Here is an 18,707-nt window from a genome sequence, read left to right as displayed (position 1 = left end):
CACCGCGTACGTACGCGGTGCACCGGGCCTCTTCCGTCATCCCCGGACGCGCTACGGCTGGCCGCCGCCGCCCTTGCTGTTCTTCTTCTCCGCCGCGTCCTCGATGACCGCCTCGGCCACCTGCTGCATCGACATCCGCCGGTCCATCGACGTCTTCTGGATCCACCGGAACGCGGCGGGCTCCGTCAGCCCGTACTGCGTCTGGAGCACCGACTTCGCCCGGTCCACCAGCTTCCGGGTCTCCAGCCGCTGCGACAGATCCGCGACCTCCTTCTCCAGCGTCCGCAGCTCCGCGAAGCGCGACACGGCCATCTCGATGGCCGGCACCACATCGCTCTTGCTGAACGGCTTCACCAGATACGCCATCGCCCCGGCGTCCCGCGCCCGCTCCACGAGATCGCGCTGCGAGAACGCGGTCAGCATCAGTACGGGCGCGATGGACTCCTCCGCGATCTTCTCGGCGGCGGAGATCCCGTCCAGGACCGGCATCTTCACATCGAGGATCACCAGATCCGGCCGGTGCTCCCGCGCCAGCTCCACGGCCCGCTCGCCGTCTCCGGCCTCACCGACGACCGAGTAGCCCTCTTCCTCAAGCATCTCTTTGAGATCGAGGCGAATCAACGCCTCGTCCTCTGCGATGACGACTCGCGTCGTCAGCGGCGGGACGTGCGACTTGTCGTCATCGTCTACGGGCTGGGGCGACTCGGGGGCGGTCACGGGGGCTCCTTGTTCCGGGCAGGGTGCTGCTCCCCATGAGCCTACCTAGCTACGGTATGGTTGGGGCACGGAGGGTCCTTGCCTTCCTTCGTTTCGAAGGAGCCCCGGTAGCCCAGCGGTAGAGGCCATGGATTCAAAACCCATACAGCGTCGGTTCGAATCCGACTCGGGGCACTCTCCCTTCGTTTCCAAGGTGGATCACCCAAGTGGCGATCTTCACTCGAAACGGTGAACGTGGGTTCGATTCCGCGTGGCGAGCCCATGATCCAGCGAAGCTCGCGCCATGGCACAGCACAATCCTTCGCTACGCGAAGAAGCACTCGTTATGCTGAGGCGAGGGGCAACCAACCGCGCCGTTGCGGAACAATTGAACGTCCCGCGCGGCACAGTCGGCTGGTGGCGCCACGAAGACCGAAAGAGGCGGGGCGACCGCGTAGACGCCCGCCGCTCCTCCCTCTGCCCGATCTGCGACGGCCGCCCGCTCGACAGAGGCGCCTATGCTTACCTGCTGGGGCTGTACTTGGGTGACGGCTACATCAGCCACTACGCAAAGCACCGGGTGCCGAGCCTACTGATCACCATGGATGATGCGTGGCCGGGCCTCCAAGATGCTGCCGTGGCAGCACTGCGAGCGGTTTTCCCGCACAACGCCGTCTGCCGCCAGCAATGCCAGGGGTGCCAGAACCTCAAGGTGTACTTCAAGCACCTCGATTGCCTGTTCCCCCAGCATGGCCCCGGCAAGAAACACGAGCGAACGATCGAACTCGCCATCTGGCAGCAGGAGATCGTGGACGAGTTCCCCTGGGAATTCATACGCGGCCTGGTCCACTCCGACGGATGCCGCACCACCAACTGGACCGAGAAGATCATCGGCGGCGTACTCAAGCGGTACGAGTACCCGCGCTACTTCTTCTCCAACGCGTCCGGCGACATCCTGCGGCTCTTCACCGACACCCTCGATGCGGTCGGCGTCGAGTGGCGGCACACCAACCAGCGCCGCAGCGTCAAAAATATCTCCGTCGCCAAACGCGCATCCGTCGCCCTCATGGACGCCCACATCGGCCCCAAGTACTGACCGGGCCCGTCCCACTACTTCGGGCTGTCGTCCTCGCCGATGTGGTGCACCCGCACCAGATTCGTCGAGCCCGCGACCCCCGGCGGGGAGCCCGCCGTGATGACGACGATGTCGCCCTTCGCGCAGCGGCCGATCCGCAGGAGTTGCTCGTCGACCTGGTCGACCATCGCGTCGGTGGAGTCCACGTGCGGGCCCAGGAACGCTTCGACGCCCCAGGTGAGGGTCAGCTGCGCGCGGGTCGCGGGGTCGGGGGTGAAGGCGAGGAGGGGGATCGGGGAGCGGTAGCGGGAGAGGCGTTTGACGGTGTCGCCGGACTGGGTGAACGCGACGAGGAACTTCGCGCCGAGGAAGTCGCCCATCTCGGCCGCCGCGCGGGCCACCGCGCCGCCCTGGGTGCGGGGTTTGTTGCGGTCGGTGAGTGGGGGGAGGCCCTTGGCGAGGATGTCCTCCTCCGCCGCTTCGACGATGCGGCTCATGGTTTTGACCGTGTCGATGGGGTATTTGCCGACGCTGGTCTCGCCGGAGAGCATCACCGCGTCCGTGCCGTCGATGACGGCGTTGGCGACGTCGGAGGCTTCGGCGCGGGTGGGGCGGGAGTTCTCGATCATCGAGTCGAGCATCTGGGTGGCGACGATGACCGGCTTGGCGTTGCGCTTGGCGAGTTTGATGGCGCGCTTCTGGACGATCGGGACCTGTTCGAGGGGCATTTCGACGCCGAGGTCGCCGCGGGCGACCATGATGCCGTCGAAGGCGGCGACGATGTCGTCGATGTTCTCGACGGCCTGGGGTTTCTCGATCTTGGCGATGACGGGGAGCCGGCGCTGTTCCTCGTCCATGACGCGGTGGACGTCGTTGATGTCGGCGCCGCTGCGGACGAAGGAGAGGGCGATGACGTCGGCGCCGATGCGCAGGGCCCAGCGGAGGTCGTCGATGTCCTTCTCGGAGAGTGCGGGGACGGAGACGGAGACGCCGGGGAGGTTGAGTCCCTTGTGGTCGGAGACCATGCCGCCCTCAATGACGAGGGTGCGGACGCGGGGGCCGTCGACGGAGGTTACCTCGAGGGTGACTTTGCCGTCGTCGACGAGGATGCGTTCGCCGGTGGTGACGTCGGCGGCGAGTCCTTGGTAGGTGGTGGAGCAGGTGTGGCGGTCGCCGTCGTGGGGTTCGACGGTGATGGTGAATTCGTCGCCGCGTTCGAGGAGTACGGGGCCTTCGTGGAAGCGGCCGAGGCGGATCTTGGGGCCTTGGAGGTCGGCGAGGATTCCGACGCTTCTGCCGGTTTCGTCGGCGGCTTTGCGTACGCGGTGGTAGCGCTCCTCGTGCTCGGCGTAGGTGCCGTGGCTGAGGTTGAAGCGGGCGACGTCCATTCCGGCTTCGACCAGGGCTTTGATCTGGTCGTACGAGTCGGTGGCGGGGCCCAGGGTACAGACGATCTTTGCTCGGCGCATATATCGAGCCTAGAGCTTACCGGTGGGTAGTGAATTGGCCCCGCATGACTACTCAACCACCTTTGGATGAAGGGTTATTGACAACTGTTGAATTGTGCGCAGGGTCGCTCTTTTGAGCATTTCCGGTGTGTTTCGCGGGTGGAATCGGTGCCGGTCAGCTGTTGGTCAGCCGTTCAATTTTGGCGGGGTCATGGTAAAACGTGCGTTGACCTGGGCGTAGACCCTCTGGCGTTGCGGTTCGAGGTCGAGCGGGGGCGCCGCGTCCGCTGATTCGCTCGCTCCGAAGACGGCGCGGCTTCGCATGCCGCCGGGGGCGGGGAGGCCGTAGTTCGCGGTGTTCTCCGCGCCGAGGTCGGCGAGTTCGACGAGGGCGGCGAGTCGGGCGTCGAGAGCTTCGGCGTATTCGCGGGCGCGTTGGACCGCTTCGTGTACGGCTTGCCGGCGTGCCGTCGCGTGGGCGGGTGAGTCGGGGCGCAGGGACCACCAGGGGCCTTCGATGCCGGTGAGTTCGAGGTCGGCGAGGCGGGTGGTGAGTTCGCCGAGGATGGTGAAGTCGGTGATTTCGACGGTGAGGTGGACGCGGCCGTGGTAGGCGCGGACGCGTTCGCCTCGGCCGTGTCTGGTGAGTTCGGGGGTGATGGAGAAGGCGCCGGTTTCGAGTTTTTCGATGGCGTCGCCGTAGGTCTTGATGAGGGTGATGGCGTGGTTGTTGCGGCGGGTGAGGTCGTCGAGGGCGGCGCGGCGGTCGGTGCCGCGGGCGCCGACGGTGACGGAGATGCGGGCGATTTCGGGGTCGACTTCGATGCGTGCTTCGCCTCGGACGGCGACGCGGGGGGTTTCGGGGGTGCCGTAGGGGGCGGCGGGGGTGGGGGTCGGGTCGGTGAGGGGGTCGGTGGTCATGGGTGGTGTCGCTCCTTGGTGTGGACGCTGTGTAGGGACACTGTCGCACTTGGGTACGACAGTCGGTCGTGGCGGTCGGCGGTCATCTGATCGAAACCCTCTGGGGGTGTTGCCGTGCGGTCTGTTTGCGCCAGAATCTACGCGCGTTGTGCGATGGATCGGTCGCGCGATGGTCTTGCGATGGATCACAAGGGAGAAGAAATGCCGCTGAATCGAAGGACGTTCCTGGGTACCTCGGCCGCTGCCGGGGCCGGGGTGGCGCTGGTGGGGGGTGTCACGCCCGCGCAGGCCGCCGCCGGTGGCAAGGGTGGTCAGGGGGCCGGTCATGGGCGTCCGCAGAAGCGGTACTCGTTCACGGTGATGGGGACGACCGATCTGCATGGCAACGTCTTCAACTGGGACTACTTCACGGACAAGGAGTTCGACGACTCGGCGCACAATGACATCGGTCTGGCGAAGATCTCCACGCTGGTCGAGCAGGTCCGTAAGGAGAAGGGCCGGCAGAACACGCTGCTGATCGATGCGGGTGACACGATCCAGGGCACGCAGCTGTCGTACTACTACGCCAAGGTGGATCCGATCACGGCGAAGCGTGGTCCGGTGCATCCGATGGCGCAGGCGATGAACGCGATCGGTTATGACGCGGCGGCGCTGGGGAATCACGAGTTCAATTACGGTATTCCGGTGCTGCGGAAGTTCGAGGAGCAGTGTCGTTTTCCGCTGCTCGGTGCGAACGCGCTGGACGCGAAGACGTTGAAGCCGGCTTTCGCTCCGTATGTGATCAAGAAGGTGCGGACGCCGTTCGGCCGTGATGTGAAGGTGGCGATTCTGGGTCTGACCAATCCGGGGATCGCGATCTGGGACAAGGCGAATGTCCAGGGGAAGATGACGTTCCCGGGGCTGGAGGAGCAGGCGGCGAAGTGGGTGCCGAAGCTGCGTTCGATGGGCGCGGATGTGGTGATTATTTCTGCGCACTCGGGGTCGGACGGTTCGTCGTCGTACGGTGATCAGCTTCCGTATGTGGAGAACGCGGCGGGGCTGGTGGCGGAGCAGGTGCCGGGGATCGACGCGATTCTGGTGGGGCATGCGCATGTGGAGATTCCCGAGCGCCGGGTGGTCAACAAGAAGACGGGCAAGGATGTGGTGCTGTCCGAGCCGCTCAAGTGGGGTCAGCGGCTGACGCTGTTCGACTTCGATCTGGTGTGGGAGCGGGGTGGCTGGACGGTCGAGAAGGTCGCGTCGAAGGTTCTGAATTCGAACACGGTCGCTGAGGACAAGAAGATCACGGGGCTGCTCGGTGACGAGCACCGCAAGGTGGTGGCGTATGTGAATCAGGTGATCGGTACGTCGACGGTCGCGATGTCCACGGTGGACGCGCCGTGGAAGGACGAGCCGATCATTGATCTGATCAACCATGTTCAGGCGGAGACGGTGAAGGCTGCGCTGGCGGGTGGCGAGTGGGCGGCGCTGCCGGTGCTGTCGCAGGCGTCGTGTTTCTCGCGGACGGCGCGGATTCCGGCCGGTGAGGTGACGATCAAGGATGCGGCGGGGCTGTATCCGTTCGAGAACACTCTTGAGGCGCGGTTGGTGACCGGGGCGCAGCTCAGGGCGTATCTGGAGTATTCGGCGAAGTACTACGTGCGGACGGCCGCGGGTGGGGCGGTGGATACGGCGAAGCTGACGAATGCGGATGGTACGCCGGATTACAACTATGACGTGGTGTCGGGTCTGACGTATGAGATCGATATCGCGCAGCCGGTGGGGTCGCGGATTGTGAATCTGCGGTTCGAGGGGAGGGATTTGGATCCGGCGGCGAAGTTTGTGCTGGCGGTGAACAACTATCGGGCGAGTGGTGGCGGGAATTTCCCGGGTATCGCGGCGGCGCAGCAGTTGTGGGCGAATTCGGATGAGATCCGTAACACGATCATTGGCTGGGTGAAGGCTGCGGGGACGGTTGATCCGGCGGTGTTCGCGTCGGTGGACTGGAAGCTGACGCGGGACGGTACGCCGGTCTTCTGATCGTTGGGCGGAGGGCTGTTGGGCGGGCGGCTGTTCAGCGGACTTCGGTGAGTGGGACCAGGCCCCTCGGTGCGGGTACCGGGCGGGCCTGGTTCTGTGTGTCGAGTCCGAAGCTGGTGAAGGCGGTGCGTCGGGGCAGGGGGTAGGGCTCGGTGCCGGTGAGGTGGTTGAGGATGGTGGCGCTGCGCCAGGCGGCGAGGCCGAGGTCGGGGGCGCCGACGCCGTGGGTGTGGCGTTCGGCGTTCTGTACGTAGATGGAGCCGGTGACGCTGGGGTCGAGCAGGAGCCGGTGGTGGGGGTCGATGCGGGGGCGGTTGGAGCTGTCGCGGCGCATGTAGGGGTCGAGTCCGGCGAGGATGCGGTCGAGTGGGCGTTCGCGGTAGCCGGTGGCGAGGATGACGGCGTCGGTGGTGAGGCGGGTGCGGGTGGCTTGTCTGCGGTGTTCGAGGTGGAGTTCGATTTTGGTGGTGGCGACGCGGCCGGCGGTGCGGACGGAGACGCCGGGGGTGAGGACGGCGTCGGGCCAGCCGCCGTGGAGGGTGCGCCGGTAGAGCTCGTCGTGGATGGCGGCGATGGTTTCGGGGCCGATGCCTTTGTGGAGTTGCCATTGGCGGGGGATGAGGTCGTCGCGTTCGTGTTCGGGCAGGGCGTGGAAGTAGCGGGTGTAGTCGGGGGTGAACTGTTCCAGGCCGAGCTTGGAGTACTCCATGGGGGCGAAGGCTTCGGTGCGGGCGAGCCAGTGGAGTTTCTCGGCGCCGGTGGGGCGGGCGCGGAGGAGGTCGAGGAAGATCTCGGCGCCGGACTGTCCTGAGCCGATGACGGTGATGTGGCCGGCGGTGAGGAGCCGTTCGCGGTGGTGGAGGTAGTCCGCGGAGTGGATGACGGGGACGGTGGGTGCTTCGGTGAGTGGTTTGAGGGGGTCTGGTACGTAGGGTTCGGTGCCGATGCCGAGGGCGATGTTGCGGGTGTGGGTGCGGCCGAGGGCTTCGGCTTCGCCGTCCGGGTCGAGTTGGGTGAAGTCGACTTCGAAGAGGTCGCGTTCGGGGTTCCAGCGGACGGCGTCGACCTGGTGGCCGAAGTGGAGTGTGGGGAGTTGTTGGCTGACCCAGCGGCAGTAGGCGTCGTATTCGGCGCGTTGGATGTGGAAGCGCTCGGCGAAGTAGAAGGGGAAGAGCCGGTCGCGGGTTTTGAGGTAGCTGAGGAAGGTCCAGGGGCTGGCGGGGTCGGCGAGGGTGACGAGGTCGGCGAGGAAGGGGACTTGGAGGGTGGCGCCGTCGAGGAGGAGTCCGGGGTGCCAGTGGAAGGCGGGGTTCTGGTCGTAGAAGGTGGTGGCGAGTGGTGTGCCGCCGGTGCGGGGGATTCCGTCGGTGAGGGCGGCGAGGGAGAGGTTGAACGGGCCGATGCCGATGCCGACCAGGTCGTGGGGGCGGTCGAGGTGGCGGGGCTGGGCGGTCATCGGCGGTTGCTGCCTTCCACGAGTCGGGCGCCCGGGGTGCCCGGGGTCGGTGGTGGTGCCGATGAGCACAACGAGCCATACCTGAACGGGGTAATGGGGTGGGGCGGCGGGCGGCGAGGTCGGCCGGATCGTGCCGGTGCCGGGCGCTCCGGTCCCGAGCGCTGAGGACCGGGCGCCGGCCGGTGGTGTGCGCGGCGGTGGTGCCGCGCACACGTTCCTCCGGTGTGTTCCGCTGTCCGGCCGGTTCAGCTCCGTACGTGCGACACGCGGCGCAGGTCGTCCAGTTGGTCGGCGACCTTGCGGCGGAGTGCCGGGGTCATCTCCGTGGTGTCGAGGTATTCCTGGCCGAGGCGCAGTGATTGTTCGTCCGCGGCGTGGCGGGGGAAGGCGTAGCGTCCGGCGGCGTCGGCGATGGCGGGGCCCCGGCGGGCGGCGAGGGCGATGGCTTCGGGGTAGTAGCGGGGGACGTATGCGCTGACGAGGTCGGTCTGTTCGGGCTGCCAGAAGCCTTGGGCGGTGGCGGCGAAGAGGTAGTTGGAGAGGTCGTCGGTGTGGAAGAGCCGTGCCCATGCCCGCGCCTTGGCGTCGGGGTCGGGCAGGGCGGCGCGGCAGCGGGCGGCGCCTTCCTGGCCGGTGGCGCTGGGGTCGCGGTCGAGTTCGGCGGTGATGGCGGTGGTGTCGGTGGCGCCGAGGACGGCGAGCCGGGTGAGGATCCGCCAGCGGAGTTCGGGGTCGAGTGCGGGGCCGCCGGGGATGCTGCCGGAGTCGAGCCAGTCCTGGAGGGGGCCGGGTCGGGTGGCGGCGTCGATGGCGTGGCGTACGGCGGTGAGGCGGAGTCCGGGGTTGTCGCCGTCCTCGGTGCGGCGCAGGAGGTCGCGGGTGAGGTCGGTGAGGGTGGTGAGTGCGGCGGGCCGGTCCTCGGGGGTGAGGTAGCGGTCGGCGATCTGCGTCGCGGCGAAGGCGAGGACGCCTTGTACGACGGCGAGGTCGGTCTCGTGGGGCAGGTGGGCGCGGGCGGCGTCGAGGTAGGCGGTGGGGGCGAGTTCGGCGTCGCGCACCATGTCGCGGGCGGCGTTCCAGATGACGGCGCGGGTGAGGGGTTCCGGGATGCCGGAGAGCGTGTGGAGTGCGGTGTCCCAGGACCGGGTGTCGAGGCGGACCTTGGCGTAGGTGAGGTCGCCGTCGTTGAGGACGACGAGGGCGGGGCGGGGGCCGGGGTGGGTCCGGGGTCCGTCGGGGGCCGGCAGGTCGAGTCCGGAGTGGTCGCGGGCGACGAGCCTGGCGGGGTCGGCGGGGTCGGTGTCGTAGGTGCCGACGGTGAGGTGGTGCGGGCGGCTTCCGTCCCGTGTGACGTCGAGGGTCCATTGGGGTCCGGTGCCGGTGCCGGCCGGGGTTTCGGTGATGTGGGGGGTGAGGGTGTCGACTCCGGTGGTGCGGAGCCACTGGGCGGCCCAGGTGTGTACGTCGCGGTCGGTGGCGCGGGCGAGGGAGTCGATGAAGTCGGCGAGGGTGGCGTTGGCGAATTTGTGCCGGTCGAAGTGGTTGTTGATGCCGGCGAGGAAGTCTTTTTCGCCGAGCCAGGCGACGAGCTGGCGCAGTGCGGAGGCGCCCTTGGCGTAGGAGATGCCGTCGAAGTTGAGCAGTGCGGAGGCGGTGTCGGGTACGGCGTCGGGGTCGGGGGCGACGGGGTGGGTGGAGGGGCGCTGGTCGGCGTCGTATCCCCAGGCTTTGCGTCCGATGGCGAAGTCGACCCAGGTGTCGGTGAAGCGGGTGGCTTCGGTGAGGATCTGGTAGCCCATGTACTCGGCGAAGGACTCGTTGAGCCAGATGTCGTCCCACCAGGTGAGGGTGACGAGGTCGCCGAACCACATGTGTGCCATTTCGTGGGCGATGACCACGGCGCGGGTCTGGCGTTCGGTGTCGGTGACGGCGGAGCGGTAGATGAATTCGTCGCGGAAGGTGACGAGTCCGGGGTTCTCCATGGCGCCGGCGTTGAATTCGGGGACGAACGCCTGGTCGTAGGAGTCGAACGGGTAGGGCTCCTCGAATTTCTCGTGGTAGCGGTCGTAGCAGGCGCGGGTGATGTCGAGGATTTCGTCGGCGTCGGTGTCGAGGTGGGGGGCGAGGGAGCGGCGGCAGTGGATGCCGAAGGGGAGTCCGGCGTGTTCGGTGCGGATGGAGTGCCAGGGGCCGGCGGCGACGGCGACGAGGTAGGTGGAGATGAGGGGGGTGGGGGCGAGTGTCCAGCGTGTGCCGGCTGTGCTGCTCCCGGTCGTGCTGCTCCTGGCTGTGCTGCTCCCGGCTGTGCCGTCCTTGGCTGTTCCGTCGCCGGTCCGTTCCGCGATTCCGTTGCCGAGGACGGTCCATTCCTGGGGTGCGGTGACGGTCAGTTCGAAGATGGATTTGAGGTCGGGCTGGTCGAATGCGGCGAAGACGCGTTGGACGTCGTCCATGAAGAGCTGGGTGTAGAGGTATGTCTCGCCGTCGGCGGGGTCGGTGAAGCGGTGCATGCCTTCGCCGGTGCGGGAGTAGGCCATGCTCGCGTCGACGCGCAGTACGTGTTCGCCTGCGGCGAGTCCGGTCAGCGCGATGCGGTTCTCGACGAGTCCCTCGGGGTCCAGTGGCTGTCCGTCGAGGGTGACGGAGCGCAGGGTGGCGGGCTTCAGCTCGACGAAGGTGTCTCCGGCCGCGCGCGCGGTGAAGCGGATGGCGGTGTGGGAGTCGAAGGTGTCCTCGCCGGTGGTGAGGTCGAGGGTGATCGTGTAGCGGTGGACGTCGAGGAACTGGGCTCGGGTCTGCGCTTCGTCGCGCGTCAGTACGGACATGTGCCCCATGCTGCCCGATGTGCGCCGGGGGCCGCATCGGGGTTCTCTTCGCTCTGAGCGGAGTGAAGTCAGGGGCCGGCGGTGCTTGGGCGGGGACGGCCGGGGTATGTCGCGCCGCTCGTGGGCGGCGTACGGTCAGGCCTCTTCCGCTCGTGCTCCGTCCGCGATCGTCTCGTGGTGGCGGATGACCTCGGCGATGATGAAGTTGAGGAGTTTCTCGGCGAAGGCCGGGTCCAGGCGGGCGTTCTCGGCCAGTTCGCGCAGGCGGGTGATCTGGCGGGCCTCGCGGGACGGGTCGGCCGGGGGCAGGTGGTGTTCGGCCTTGAGGACGCCGACCTGCTGGGTGCATTTGAAGCGTTCGGCGAGCATGTGGACGACGGCCGCGTCGATGTTGTCGATGGATCCGCGCAGGCGGGTCAGCTCGGCCTGTACGGAGTCGTCGATGCCGGGACGGTCGCCGCTGTCTGCGGAGGCGGAGGCGGGGCCGGGGTCACTCGTGGTCATGGTTCGGCAGCTTAGACGGAGCGTGGCCGGAGCGTGGGTGGGTGATCAGGATGCGGGATCCCGTCGCGGCGGTGCCGGTGCCGGGCGGCTCTCCTGTTCCCGGAAGCGTACGGGCGCGAGGCCGACGCGCCGGGTGAACAGCCGGGAGAAGTAGGCGGGGTCGTCGTAGCCGACGCGGCGGGCGACGGCGGCGACGGGGAGTTCGGTGGCGGCGAGGAGTTCTTTGGCGCGGCCGAGGCGGATGCCGAGGAGGTAGTCCTTCGGGGTGCAGCCGGCGGCTCCGCGCACCGCGGTGCGCAGCGCGGCGGGTGTCATGCCCTGGCGGGCCGCGTGGTCGGCGACGGTGAGCGGTCCGCAGGCGTCGCGGGCCAGTGCCTGGAGTACGGGGTCGGTCCCGGCGCCCGTGCCGGTACGGGCCCGGCGCAGCGCGACGAGCAGTTCGTGTACGGCGGCGCCCGTCTCGACCTCCAGCAGCGGGTTGCCGCGGCGGGCCGCGCGGGCGATGCGGGCGACGACGGCACGAGCGCCGGCCGGGTCGGCGAGGGGGACGACGGGCCGGTCGGGCTCGATGTAGCCGAGTTCGGTGTAGGTGGCGGTGGCCGGTCCGGTGAAGGCGACGAAGCTCTCGTCCCAGCCGTGGTGGCGGTCGGGGCCGTAGTGGTGGGTGACGCCGGGGGTGAGCCAGAGGAGTGCGGGTGCGGTGACGGCGACGCGCCGTCCGTCGGCGGCGCGGAACCAGCCGTTGCCGGTGCTGATGACGACGGCCACGTGGTGGTCGAGGGTGCGGGGTCCGACCGTGGGCAGGGCGCCGTGCTGGAGGCCGACGCCGAGGCAGACGAGGCCGAGCCGGTGGTGGACCGGGCTCGGGGTGAAGTACCGCATCCAGCTGTGCCGCATCCGCTCCACCCCGTCCATCCGCCCGTCCACCCCGTCCATCCGTCGGTCCGTCTGTCTGTCGGTCCGTCTGTCCGTCCGTCCGTCCGCCTGTTGCGTCCAATCAGAGGCGATCTTTGTCCATGGACCCTGCGTTCGCCAACGGGAAAGGTGGCCATTGCGGCGAAGCCGGGAACCGTGGTCGCGGAGACCCGGAAGACGAAGAGGACGACGAGGAGAGGGAGTGGGCGATCGTGCCCGAGTTCACCGTTGGTGAAGAGACGTTCCTGGTGGACGGCCGGCCCGTGCGGCTGCTGTCGGGGGCGCTGCACTACTTCCGGGTCCATGAGGAGCAGTGGGGTCACCGGCTCGCGATGCTGCGTGCTCTGGGCCTGAATTGTGTGGAGACCTATGTTCCGTGGAATCTGCACGAGCCGGCGCCTGGCCGCCTCCACGAAGTGGAGGCGCTCGGCCGCTTCCTTGACGCGGCGCACGCGGCCGGGCTGTGGGCGATCGTACGGCCGGGCCCGTACATCTGTGCGGAGTGGGAGAACGGCGGGCTGCCGCACTGGCTGACCGGGCCGCTCGGGGCGCGGGTGCGGACCCGGGATCCGGAGTTCCTGGGGGCGTTGGAGCGCTGGTACCACCGGCTGCTGCCCCAGGTCGCCGAGCGCCAGTTCGACCGTGGTGGTCCGGTCGTCATGGTGCAGGTCGAGAACGAGTACGGAAGTTACGGCTCCGACGAGGTTTATCTGGCGCGGCTGACAGAGCTGACCAGGGAGTGCGGCATCACGGTGCCGTTGTTCACCTCGGACGGTCCGGAGGATCACATGCTCAGCGGTGGTCTGATTCCGGGGCTGCTCGCGACGGTCAACTTCGGTTCGGGCGCGCGCGCCGCCTTCGAGACGCTGCGCCGGCACCGGTCCGACGGGCCGCTGATGTGCATGGAGTTCTGGTGCGGCTGGTTCGACCGCTGGGGCGGGAAGCATGTCGTACGGGATCCGGCGGACGCGGCGGCGGCGTTGCGCGAGGTCCTGGAGTCGGGTCCCGGTGCCTCGGTCAATGTGTACATGGCGCACGGCGGGACGAACTTCGCCGGCTGGGCGGGCGCCAATCGCGGTGGTGAGCTGAACGGGGGCGTGCTGGAGCCGGATGTCACCTCGTACGACTACGACGCGCCGATCGACGAGGCGGGCAGGCCGACGGAGAAGTTCTGGCGGATGCGTGAGGTGTTCGCGGAGTTCCAGGAGGGGCCGCTGCCCGCCGTTCCGCCGCCGTGGCCCGTCCTGGCGGCTTCCGTACGGGCGGAGTGCGCGGGGTGGGTGCCGCTGGACGAGGTCGTGACGGCGCTCGGCGGGCCCGAGTCGGTGACGGCCCTGCCGCCGACCTTCGAGGAGCTGGACGTCGATCGCGGTCTTGTCCGCTATCGCGTGGACATCCCGGGCCCGCGGCGCCCCGTGCGGCTGTCGCTGGCGGGGGTGCGGGATCTGGCCGCGGTGTACGTGGACGGTGCCCGGGCCGCGATACGGGGCGGGGCGTCGGGTGTCGAGAGCGCCCACGCGGATCTCGTCCTGGCCGAGCCGGTGGCCGGTCCCGCGAGCGTCGAGGTCTGGGTCGAGTCGCTCGGCCGCGTCAACTACGGGCCGCGGCTGGGCGAGTCGAAGGGGATCACGGGCGGGATCCTGCACGAGCTCCAGTTTGTGCACGGGGTACGGTCCCAGGGGCTGCGCCTGGACGCGTTCGACGACGCGGAGGCGGTGGCCGCGCTCCCGTACCGTACGACCGGCGACGCCGCCGTCAGCGAAGCCGCCGTACCCGAAGCCGACGCCCCGGCAGCCGTCCCCGAAGCCGACACCCGGGGTCTCTACCGTGCGGCCTTCGACATCCGCGGTGCAGGCGACGCCCTGCTCTCGCTGCCCGCCTGGGGCCGGGGCTTCGTCTGGGTGAACGGTTTCTGCCTGGGCCGCTACTGGCCGGCCGAGGGCCCGCAGGAGTCGCTGCACGTCCCGGGTCCTGTGCTCCGCGAGGGCGCCAACGAGGTGTGGGTCCTGGAGCTGGAGGGGCGGGGCCCGGCCGTTCACGTAGAACTCGCCGGACGGGCGGAGGTCAGCCCGTCCGGCGAGTAGCCCACTCGGCTCGGGCTTCGGGCCCGGACATGGACGCGGTCACGATCGCGACCGTCGTCCGCGTCCGGGCCCGAGCCCCGGTCGCGGCCCCGCTACAACGTGGCCGCGGCCGCCGCGATCGCGGACGCGAAGGTCGAGACCTTGGTGTAGACGCCCGGGGAGCGCGGCTGGGCGCAGCCGTCGCCCCAGCTCACGATGCCGACCTGGATGAAGTTGCCCGAGTTGTCCGTACGGAACATCGGGCCGCCGGAGTCGCCCTGGCAGGTGTCCGTGCCGCCCGCCGCGTAGCCCGCGCATATCTCGTCGGTGGTGATGACCGCGCCGTTGTACCAGGACGCCGAGTTGCAGGTGGCGTCCGAGACGTACGGGACGGACGCCTTGAGGAGGTAGCGCTGCTGGGCGCCGTTCTGGACGGCCGCGCCCCAGCCGGCGACCGTGAAGGTGCCGGTGTTGTACGTGGTGGTGGTGGCGATGTTCAGGGTGGGCAGGTTGATCGGCGTGGCGAGCTTGATCAGCGCCCAGTCCTTGCCGTTCCCGTTGTAGCCGGGCGCCCGGTAGATCTTGGTGGACCGGGAAGTGACGGCGCTGCTGCTCTGGAGGTCCACGACTCCGGCGGTGGCGGTGATGCTGGTGTTGTTGCCGGTCGCGCCCACACAGTGGGCGGCCGTCAGGACGACCGTCGAGGAGTACAGCGAGCCGCCACAGCCCATCGACAGCCGGACCATGAACGGGAATTCGCCCTGCGCCGCCCGTGTGCCGCCGACGACGGGCGCGGGCGCCGCGGAGGCGGTGGTGGTGGGCTGGAGGCTGACTGCGGCGAGGACGACGGCACCGACGGCCGCCAGTCTCTTGATGGCACCCAGAATGCTCATAGGACTGCCTTTCATGGGGTGTGGGGGTATGGGGGGTTGAGGGGGGAATGGGGGGTTCACGCCAAAGGCCCGGTCAACGCGCGTTGCGATCACTACCGCCGCTGACATGGGCCCGACAAGAAAGCGTGATCCGGATTATGCGGATCGGATCAGTCGCGCCACAAGAGCCGTCTTCGAGCCACACAGGAGAGTCACAGAAAAGCCACCGTCCGATCATCGGACGGATCCTCATCCCGTACGCCCCGCCGTACAGTGAGCGCAGGGCTCGGAGCGGGTCGCCCGGCCCGAGGGGGGTACGGACGTGACGAACGGCGCCGGCGGGATCGCCCACGGCTACCCGCATCTGGAGACCGCGCGCGCCGCGATCACCGCGCTCTACCGACGGCTCTCGGCCGACGGGATCCGCTCGTACGCCCCCGCCGTGGCGCCCGCCGATGTCGCCTTCTCCGATCTGGACGATCTCCATCTCGGCACCCAGCGGGTGGCCCGCGCCCTCGTCCAGCAGCTCCGGCTGCCGGACGCGCGCGTGATCGTGAGTTTCCGGGAGATGACACACGCGGCGAACGTCGAACTGACCGCGGGCCCCGAGTACTTCATCGAACTGAACAACCGGTTCCGCACCCACCGCCGGGACATCGGCGCCGCGCTCGCCCACGAGATCACCCATGTCCTGCTGCACCGGCTCGGGCTCGCCTTCCCCGGCACCCGTGACAACGAGATCCTGACCGACACGGCCACCACCTACCTGGGCGCCGGCTGGCTGCTGCTCGACGCGTACCGCGAGGACCGCGACTCCAGCCAGAAGCTCGGCTACCTCACACCGGAGGAGTTCGGCTACGTCCTGGCCAAGCGCGCGCTCGTGTTCGACGAGGACCCGAGGATCTGGTTCACCAGCCCGCAGGGCTACACGTCGTATACGAAAGGACGGGAGCTGGCGCTCCACGACGAGCGGCGGCCACCGCTGACCACCGCCGGCTGGGCGGGCCGGCGCCGGTACGCCAAGGACCGCGGCCACGCGCTCGCCAACCCGCCCGGATCCGCTCCCCCTTCCTCTGACTCCCCTTCCTCCCCCTCCCCCTATGCCTTCGAGCGGCTGCCCGACGGGCCGCGCGTCTCCTTCCCCTGTCCCACCTGCTTCCAGCGCATCCGGATCCCGGTCCGCGGCCGGATCCGCGCGCGGTGCGGGCTGTGCGGCACGGTTCTGGACTGCGATACGTGAGCGACGGCCGCACCTGACCGAACGTAAGGTCGAAGCATGACGAAAGACCCGACAGCGGGCGCACGGGAACTGTTCGAGGCGGTGTACGAGGGCGCGGACGACGCGGTCGTACGGCTGCTCCGGGCCGGTGTCCCCGCCGAGGCGACCGACGAGGACGGCCAGACCGTCCTCTATCTGGCCTCGGTCAGTGACGAACCGGGGCTGGTGCGGCTGCTGCTCACCGCCGGCGCCGACCCCGACCGGCCGAGCGGCCCCGCCGACGGCCCGGAGGGCGGCGATCTGCCGCTCTGCGCGGCGGCCTGCGGCGGCCATACCGAGGTCGTCCGGGCGCTGCTCGCCGCCGGTGCCCGGCCCGACCGCAGGGAGTCCTACGAGCTGACGGCGATGGTCTGGGCGGTCCGCCAGGGCTTCGCCGACACGGCGGAGGCGCTGCTGGAGTACGGCGCCGACCCCGACCTGCCGGGCCCGGGCGGCGAGCCGCCGCTGCTGCTGGCGTCCCGGCGCGGCTCGACCGCGACCGTACGGGTCCTGCTGCGGTACGGCGCCACGGGCCGGCACGCGGCGCTCGTGGAGGCGCGGCGGTGGATGGGGCTCGATGTGGCGGCGGAGCTGCGGAGTTCGCTGCTGGCCGGCTTCGGTGACGGGTACGAGACGATGGTGCGCCGGATCGACAGGACCGGCGAAGACGGAGACGTGGACGGCAACGGGGGCGGGGGCGGGAACGGAGACCGGGACGCGACCGGGGGCGCGGACGGCTCGGTGACCGTCGTCGTCGAGCTGCTGCGGAACGGCCGGCCGGTCGCCGGGCAGGAGCAGCAGACCGGGCACGCGGCCGTCGCGACGTTGCTCGAAGCGGAGTTGGGGCTGCGGACGCCGTACGAGGAGCTGGCGGCGCGGGCCCTGCGCTGCGGGAATCCCCGCCGGGACGACTGGATCGAGGCGGTCGGGGCGCTGGCCCGGCGCGGCGACGAGGAGACGTTCCGTAAGGCCGCGGAGTGGTGTGCGGGCGACGAGCCCGAGCGGCAGACGTTCGGCGCTGAGGTGCTGGCCCGGCTGGGCACGGAGGGGGGAACGGGCGACGGCGCGGCGGGCACCGGCTTCACCGCGCGCGCGGTGCCGCTGCTGCGGGCGCTGTCCCGGGAGGCCGTGGAGCCGGAGCTGGTCCGCGCGGTGCTGGAGGGTCTGGGCCGGCACGGCGATCCGGCCGCGCTGCCGGAGGTGCTGCGTCACACGGGACATCCGGACGCGCGGGTACGCCGCCGGGTCGCGCTCGCGCTGCCGGCGCTCGTACCGCCGGCCGGTCCTGACCACCCGGGCGGTTCCGAACACCCCGGCGGCTCCGGCCGCATGGGCCGCGCGGTCCGTGCGGGTGTGCTGCTCAGCCGGGACGCGGACGGTCCGGTCCGGGACCGGGCGGTGATCGCGCTGGCCGGGATGGCGGTGGACACGTACGAGGTCCGCGAGGCGCTGGCGGCGCGGCTCAACGACCCGGACGCGGACACGGCGGCAACGGCGGCCCACGGGCTGGCGGTACGGCAGGATCCGCGGGCCCTCGACGCGCTGGCCCGGCTGCTGGCGGACGAGGCGCCGGACAGCTCCGCGCGCAGGACGGCGGTGGACGCCGTCGGTCACGTACCCGAGGGTCCGGAGCGCCGGCGGCTGGAACGTACGCTGCCGAGGCCCCGCTGACCCGGCCGAACCGGAGGCTCGCTCCAGCAGGAGCGCTCGGTCCAGCCGGAGCGCTCAGTCCAGCCGGAGCACTCCGGGCGCGGCCTCCTCGATGACCTGCACCAGTTCGTCGAAGACGGTGGGCCCGCGGCCCGCCCGCGCCGCGTCGAGCCGCTCCCGCAGGGCGGGTTGGTTGCTGGGGTGCGCACGCTCCAGCCGCCGCTGGAGCGTGCGCACGGTCTCCTCGTGTCCGAGTGCCCGGCGCGACAGGTCGTGCCGGCGCCACTCGATGACGAAGTCGCCGTCGTCCGGCGTGCCGTAACCGCCGCTCAGACAGTCCGCGAGTGCGTCGAGATTGCTCCCGAAGTACCCGCCGGGCCCGTTCACGGCCGCGCCGATCGCCGGCCAGAAGCGGTCGAGCCCGGTGACCTCCGCCCCGTCGATCACATACGTCACCGTCATGGGACGGAGGCTACCTTCCCGGTGAGCCGGTGGGTGGGGCTCAGCAGTTGTAGTTGACGAGCGAGAACGACGCGTAGTGATCGGCGGTGTAGTAGTCCTCCTTCGACTTCTGACCGGTCACGATGCGGCGGGCGCCACGGGTCGAGGAGCCGGGGGTGACCACGGTGTACTCGTGGTAGTAGCTGCTCGACTGGCTCGGCAGGATGCCCTCGCGGTTCTGGAAGACGGCTCCGTCCTGCGAGTACGGGTACGGTCCGCCGGCCGCGATGAGCCGGAGGGTCGTGTACGCCTGGGACGGCAGGTTCGAGTAGCAGATGCTGCCGACGGCGGTGACCGCGGTGGGGGCGGCGGTCGCGGAAGCGGTGACTCCACCGACGAGCAGAGTCGAGACGAGTGCGGCGAGGCCGCCGAGGGCGGCAATTCGTGGGGGAATTCGCATGGGTCCATGATGACGCGCGTAGACGTGCACACGTCAATCCCAACGCCCTCGAATTTCCCGGAAGTTAACCGGAGTTCCCGAGCCAGTCGGGCGCCGTCCGCGTC

The 18,707-nt window shown here is 69.6% G+C and carries 14 protein-coding genes, 1 tRNA gene and 1 pseudogene; 6 read left to right on the top strand and 10 right to left on the bottom strand.

All coding sequences use genetic code 11. From position 1 onward, the window contains the following. Positions 1 to 51 precede the first annotated feature (51 nt). Complete coding sequence (locus AB0389_RS32100) at positions 52 to 717, bottom strand: response regulator (RefSeq protein WP_366399043.1); 666 nt, start codon at positions 715 to 717, stop codon at positions 52 to 54. 101 nt (positions 718 to 818) lie between these two features. Here AB0389_RS32100 and AB0389_RS32095 point away from each other — a divergent pair. Beyond that, positions 819 to 891: transfer RNA gene (locus AB0389_RS32095), tRNA-Leu, on the top strand. A gap of 109 nt (positions 892 to 1,000) precedes the next feature. Next, a complete protein-coding gene (locus AB0389_RS32090) occupies positions 1,001 to 1,792 on the top strand; it encodes a helix-turn-helix domain-containing protein (protein WP_366399042.1) in 792 nt (263 codons plus the stop codon). A gap of 14 nt (positions 1,793 to 1,806) precedes the next feature. Here the strand turns inward: AB0389_RS32090 and pyk are convergent, their stop codons facing one another. Both pyk and AB0389_RS32080 read right to left on the bottom strand, forming a co-directional pair. After that, positions 1,807 to 3,240, bottom strand: coding sequence for a pyruvate kinase (gene pyk / locus AB0389_RS32085; protein ID WP_366399041.1), 1,434 nt, complete (start codon positions 3,238 to 3,240; stop codon positions 1,807 to 1,809). 165 nt (positions 3,241 to 3,405) lie between these two features. Beyond that, complete coding sequence (locus AB0389_RS32080) at positions 3,406 to 4,140, bottom strand: SIMPL domain-containing protein (protein WP_366399040.1); 735 nt, start codon at positions 4,138 to 4,140, stop codon at positions 3,406 to 3,408. Between the two features lie 201 nt (positions 4,141 to 4,341). Here AB0389_RS32080 and AB0389_RS32075 point away from each other — a divergent pair, with 201 nt between their 5' ends. Then, positions 4,342 to 6,159 carry a 5'-nucleotidase C-terminal domain-containing protein gene (locus AB0389_RS32075; protein WP_366399050.1) on the top strand — a complete coding sequence of 606 codons (1,818 nt, stop codon included), beginning with the start codon at positions 4,342 to 4,344 and terminating at the stop codon, positions 6,157 to 6,159. Positions 6,160 to 6,193: 34 nt separating this feature from the next. Here the strand turns inward: AB0389_RS32075 and AB0389_RS32070 are convergent, their stop codons facing one another. From AB0389_RS32070 to AB0389_RS32055, 4 genes and pseudogenes are all read right to left on the bottom strand, one after another. After that, entirely contained in the window at positions 6,194 to 7,615 is a 1,422-nt protein-coding gene (locus AB0389_RS32070; RefSeq protein ID WP_366399039.1) for a SidA/IucD/PvdA family monooxygenase, read from the bottom strand. Positions 7,616 to 7,860: 245 nt separating this feature from the next. After that, positions 7,861 to 10,440, bottom strand: a complete 2,580-nt coding sequence (gene pepN / locus AB0389_RS32065; RefSeq protein WP_366399038.1) for an aminopeptidase N — start codon at positions 10,438 to 10,440, stop codon at positions 7,861 to 7,863. Between the two features lie 135 nt (positions 10,441 to 10,575). Beyond that, the gene (locus AB0389_RS32060) at positions 10,576 to 10,944 is read right to left on the bottom strand and encodes a chorismate mutase (protein ID WP_366399037.1); all 369 of its coding nucleotides are present in this window, start codon (positions 10,942 to 10,944) and stop codon (positions 10,576 to 10,578) included. An 11-nt stretch (positions 10,945 to 10,955) separates the two neighbouring features. Beyond that, positions 10,956 to 11,841, bottom strand: a pseudogene (locus AB0389_RS32055) (AraC family transcriptional regulator). 230 nt (positions 11,842 to 12,071) lie between these two features. On the opposite strand from AB0389_RS32055, the gene AB0389_RS32050 reads away from it, so the two are divergent. Next, positions 12,072 to 13,943: a beta-galactosidase gene (locus tag AB0389_RS32050; RefSeq protein ID WP_366399036.1), complete on the top strand. Its 1,872-nt coding sequence runs from the start codon at positions 12,072 to 12,074 to the stop codon at positions 13,941 to 13,943. A 92-nt stretch (positions 13,944 to 14,035) separates the two neighbouring features. On the opposite strand, the gene AB0389_RS32045 is transcribed toward AB0389_RS32050, so the two are convergent. Then, positions 14,036 to 14,815: a serine protease gene (locus AB0389_RS32045; RefSeq protein WP_366399035.1), complete on the bottom strand. Its 780-nt coding sequence runs from the start codon at positions 14,813 to 14,815 to the stop codon at positions 14,036 to 14,038. A gap of 301 nt (positions 14,816 to 15,116) precedes the next feature. Here AB0389_RS32045 and AB0389_RS32040 point away from each other — a divergent pair, with 301 nt between their 5' ends. Both AB0389_RS32040 and AB0389_RS32035 read left to right on the top strand, forming a co-directional pair. Continuing rightward, positions 15,117 to 16,034, top strand: coding sequence for a hypothetical protein (locus AB0389_RS32040; RefSeq protein WP_366399034.1), 918 nt, complete (start codon positions 15,117 to 15,119; stop codon positions 16,032 to 16,034). Positions 16,035 to 16,070: 36 nt separating this feature from the next. Further along, positions 16,071 to 17,723, top strand: a complete 1,653-nt coding sequence (locus AB0389_RS32035; RefSeq protein ID WP_366399033.1) for an ankyrin repeat domain-containing protein — start codon at positions 16,071 to 16,073, stop codon at positions 17,721 to 17,723. A gap of 54 nt (positions 17,724 to 17,777) precedes the next feature. Here the strand turns inward: AB0389_RS32035 and AB0389_RS32030 are convergent, their stop codons facing one another. Both AB0389_RS32030 and AB0389_RS32025 read right to left on the bottom strand, forming a co-directional pair. Then, entirely contained in the window at positions 17,778 to 18,164 is a 387-nt protein-coding gene (locus AB0389_RS32030) for a barstar family protein (RefSeq protein ID WP_366399032.1), read from the bottom strand. A 40-nt stretch (positions 18,165 to 18,204) separates the two neighbouring features. Next, positions 18,205 to 18,603, bottom strand: a complete 399-nt coding sequence (locus AB0389_RS32025) for a ribonuclease domain-containing protein (RefSeq protein ID WP_366399031.1) — start codon at positions 18,601 to 18,603, stop codon at positions 18,205 to 18,207. Positions 18,604 to 18,707: the final 104 nt, after the last annotated feature.

This window comes from Streptomyces sp. NPDC093109 (assembly GCF_040701725.1).
Taxonomy (GTDB): domain Bacteria; phylum Actinomycetota; class Actinomycetes; order Streptomycetales; family Streptomycetaceae; genus Streptomyces.
This window is presented reverse-complemented; position numbering and strand designations above follow the sequence as displayed.

Excerpts from the sequence above, each read along its gene's own strand:
- AB0389_RS32090 (WP_366399042.1), top strand. The coding sequence starts at position 1,001 with ATGGCACAGCACAATCCTTCGCTACGCGAAGAAGCACTCGTTATGCTG.
- pyk (WP_366399041.1), bottom strand. The coding sequence starts at position 3,240 with ATGCGCCGAGCAAAGATCGTCTGTACCCTGGGCCCCGCCACCGACTCG.
- AB0389_RS32080 (WP_366399040.1), bottom strand. The coding sequence starts at position 4,140 with ATGACCACCGACCCCCTCACCGACCCGACCCCCACCCCCGCCGCCCCC.
- AB0389_RS32075 (WP_366399050.1), top strand. The coding sequence starts at position 4,342 with ATGCCGCTGAATCGAAGGACGTTCCTGGGTACCTCGGCCGCTGCCGGG.
- AB0389_RS32070 (WP_366399039.1), bottom strand. The coding sequence starts at position 7,615 with ATGACCGCCCAGCCCCGCCACCTCGACCGCCCCCACGACCTGGTCGGC.
- pepN (WP_366399038.1), bottom strand. The coding sequence starts at position 10,440 with ATGTCCGTACTGACGCGCGACGAAGCGCAGACCCGAGCCCAGTTCCTC.
- AB0389_RS32060 (WP_366399037.1), bottom strand. The coding sequence starts at position 10,944 with ATGACCACGAGTGACCCCGGCCCCGCCTCCGCCTCCGCAGACAGCGGC.
- AB0389_RS32045 (WP_366399035.1), bottom strand. The coding sequence starts at position 14,815 with ATGAGCATTCTGGGTGCCATCAAGAGACTGGCGGCCGTCGGTGCCGTC.
- AB0389_RS32035 (WP_366399033.1), top strand. The coding sequence starts at position 16,071 with ATGACGAAAGACCCGACAGCGGGCGCACGGGAACTGTTCGAGGCGGTG.
- AB0389_RS32030 (WP_366399032.1), bottom strand. The coding sequence starts at position 18,164 with ATGACGGTGACGTATGTGATCGACGGGGCGGAGGTCACCGGGCTCGAC.
- AB0389_RS32025 (WP_366399031.1), bottom strand. The coding sequence starts at position 18,603 with ATGCGAATTCCCCCACGAATTGCCGCCCTCGGCGGCCTCGCCGCACTC.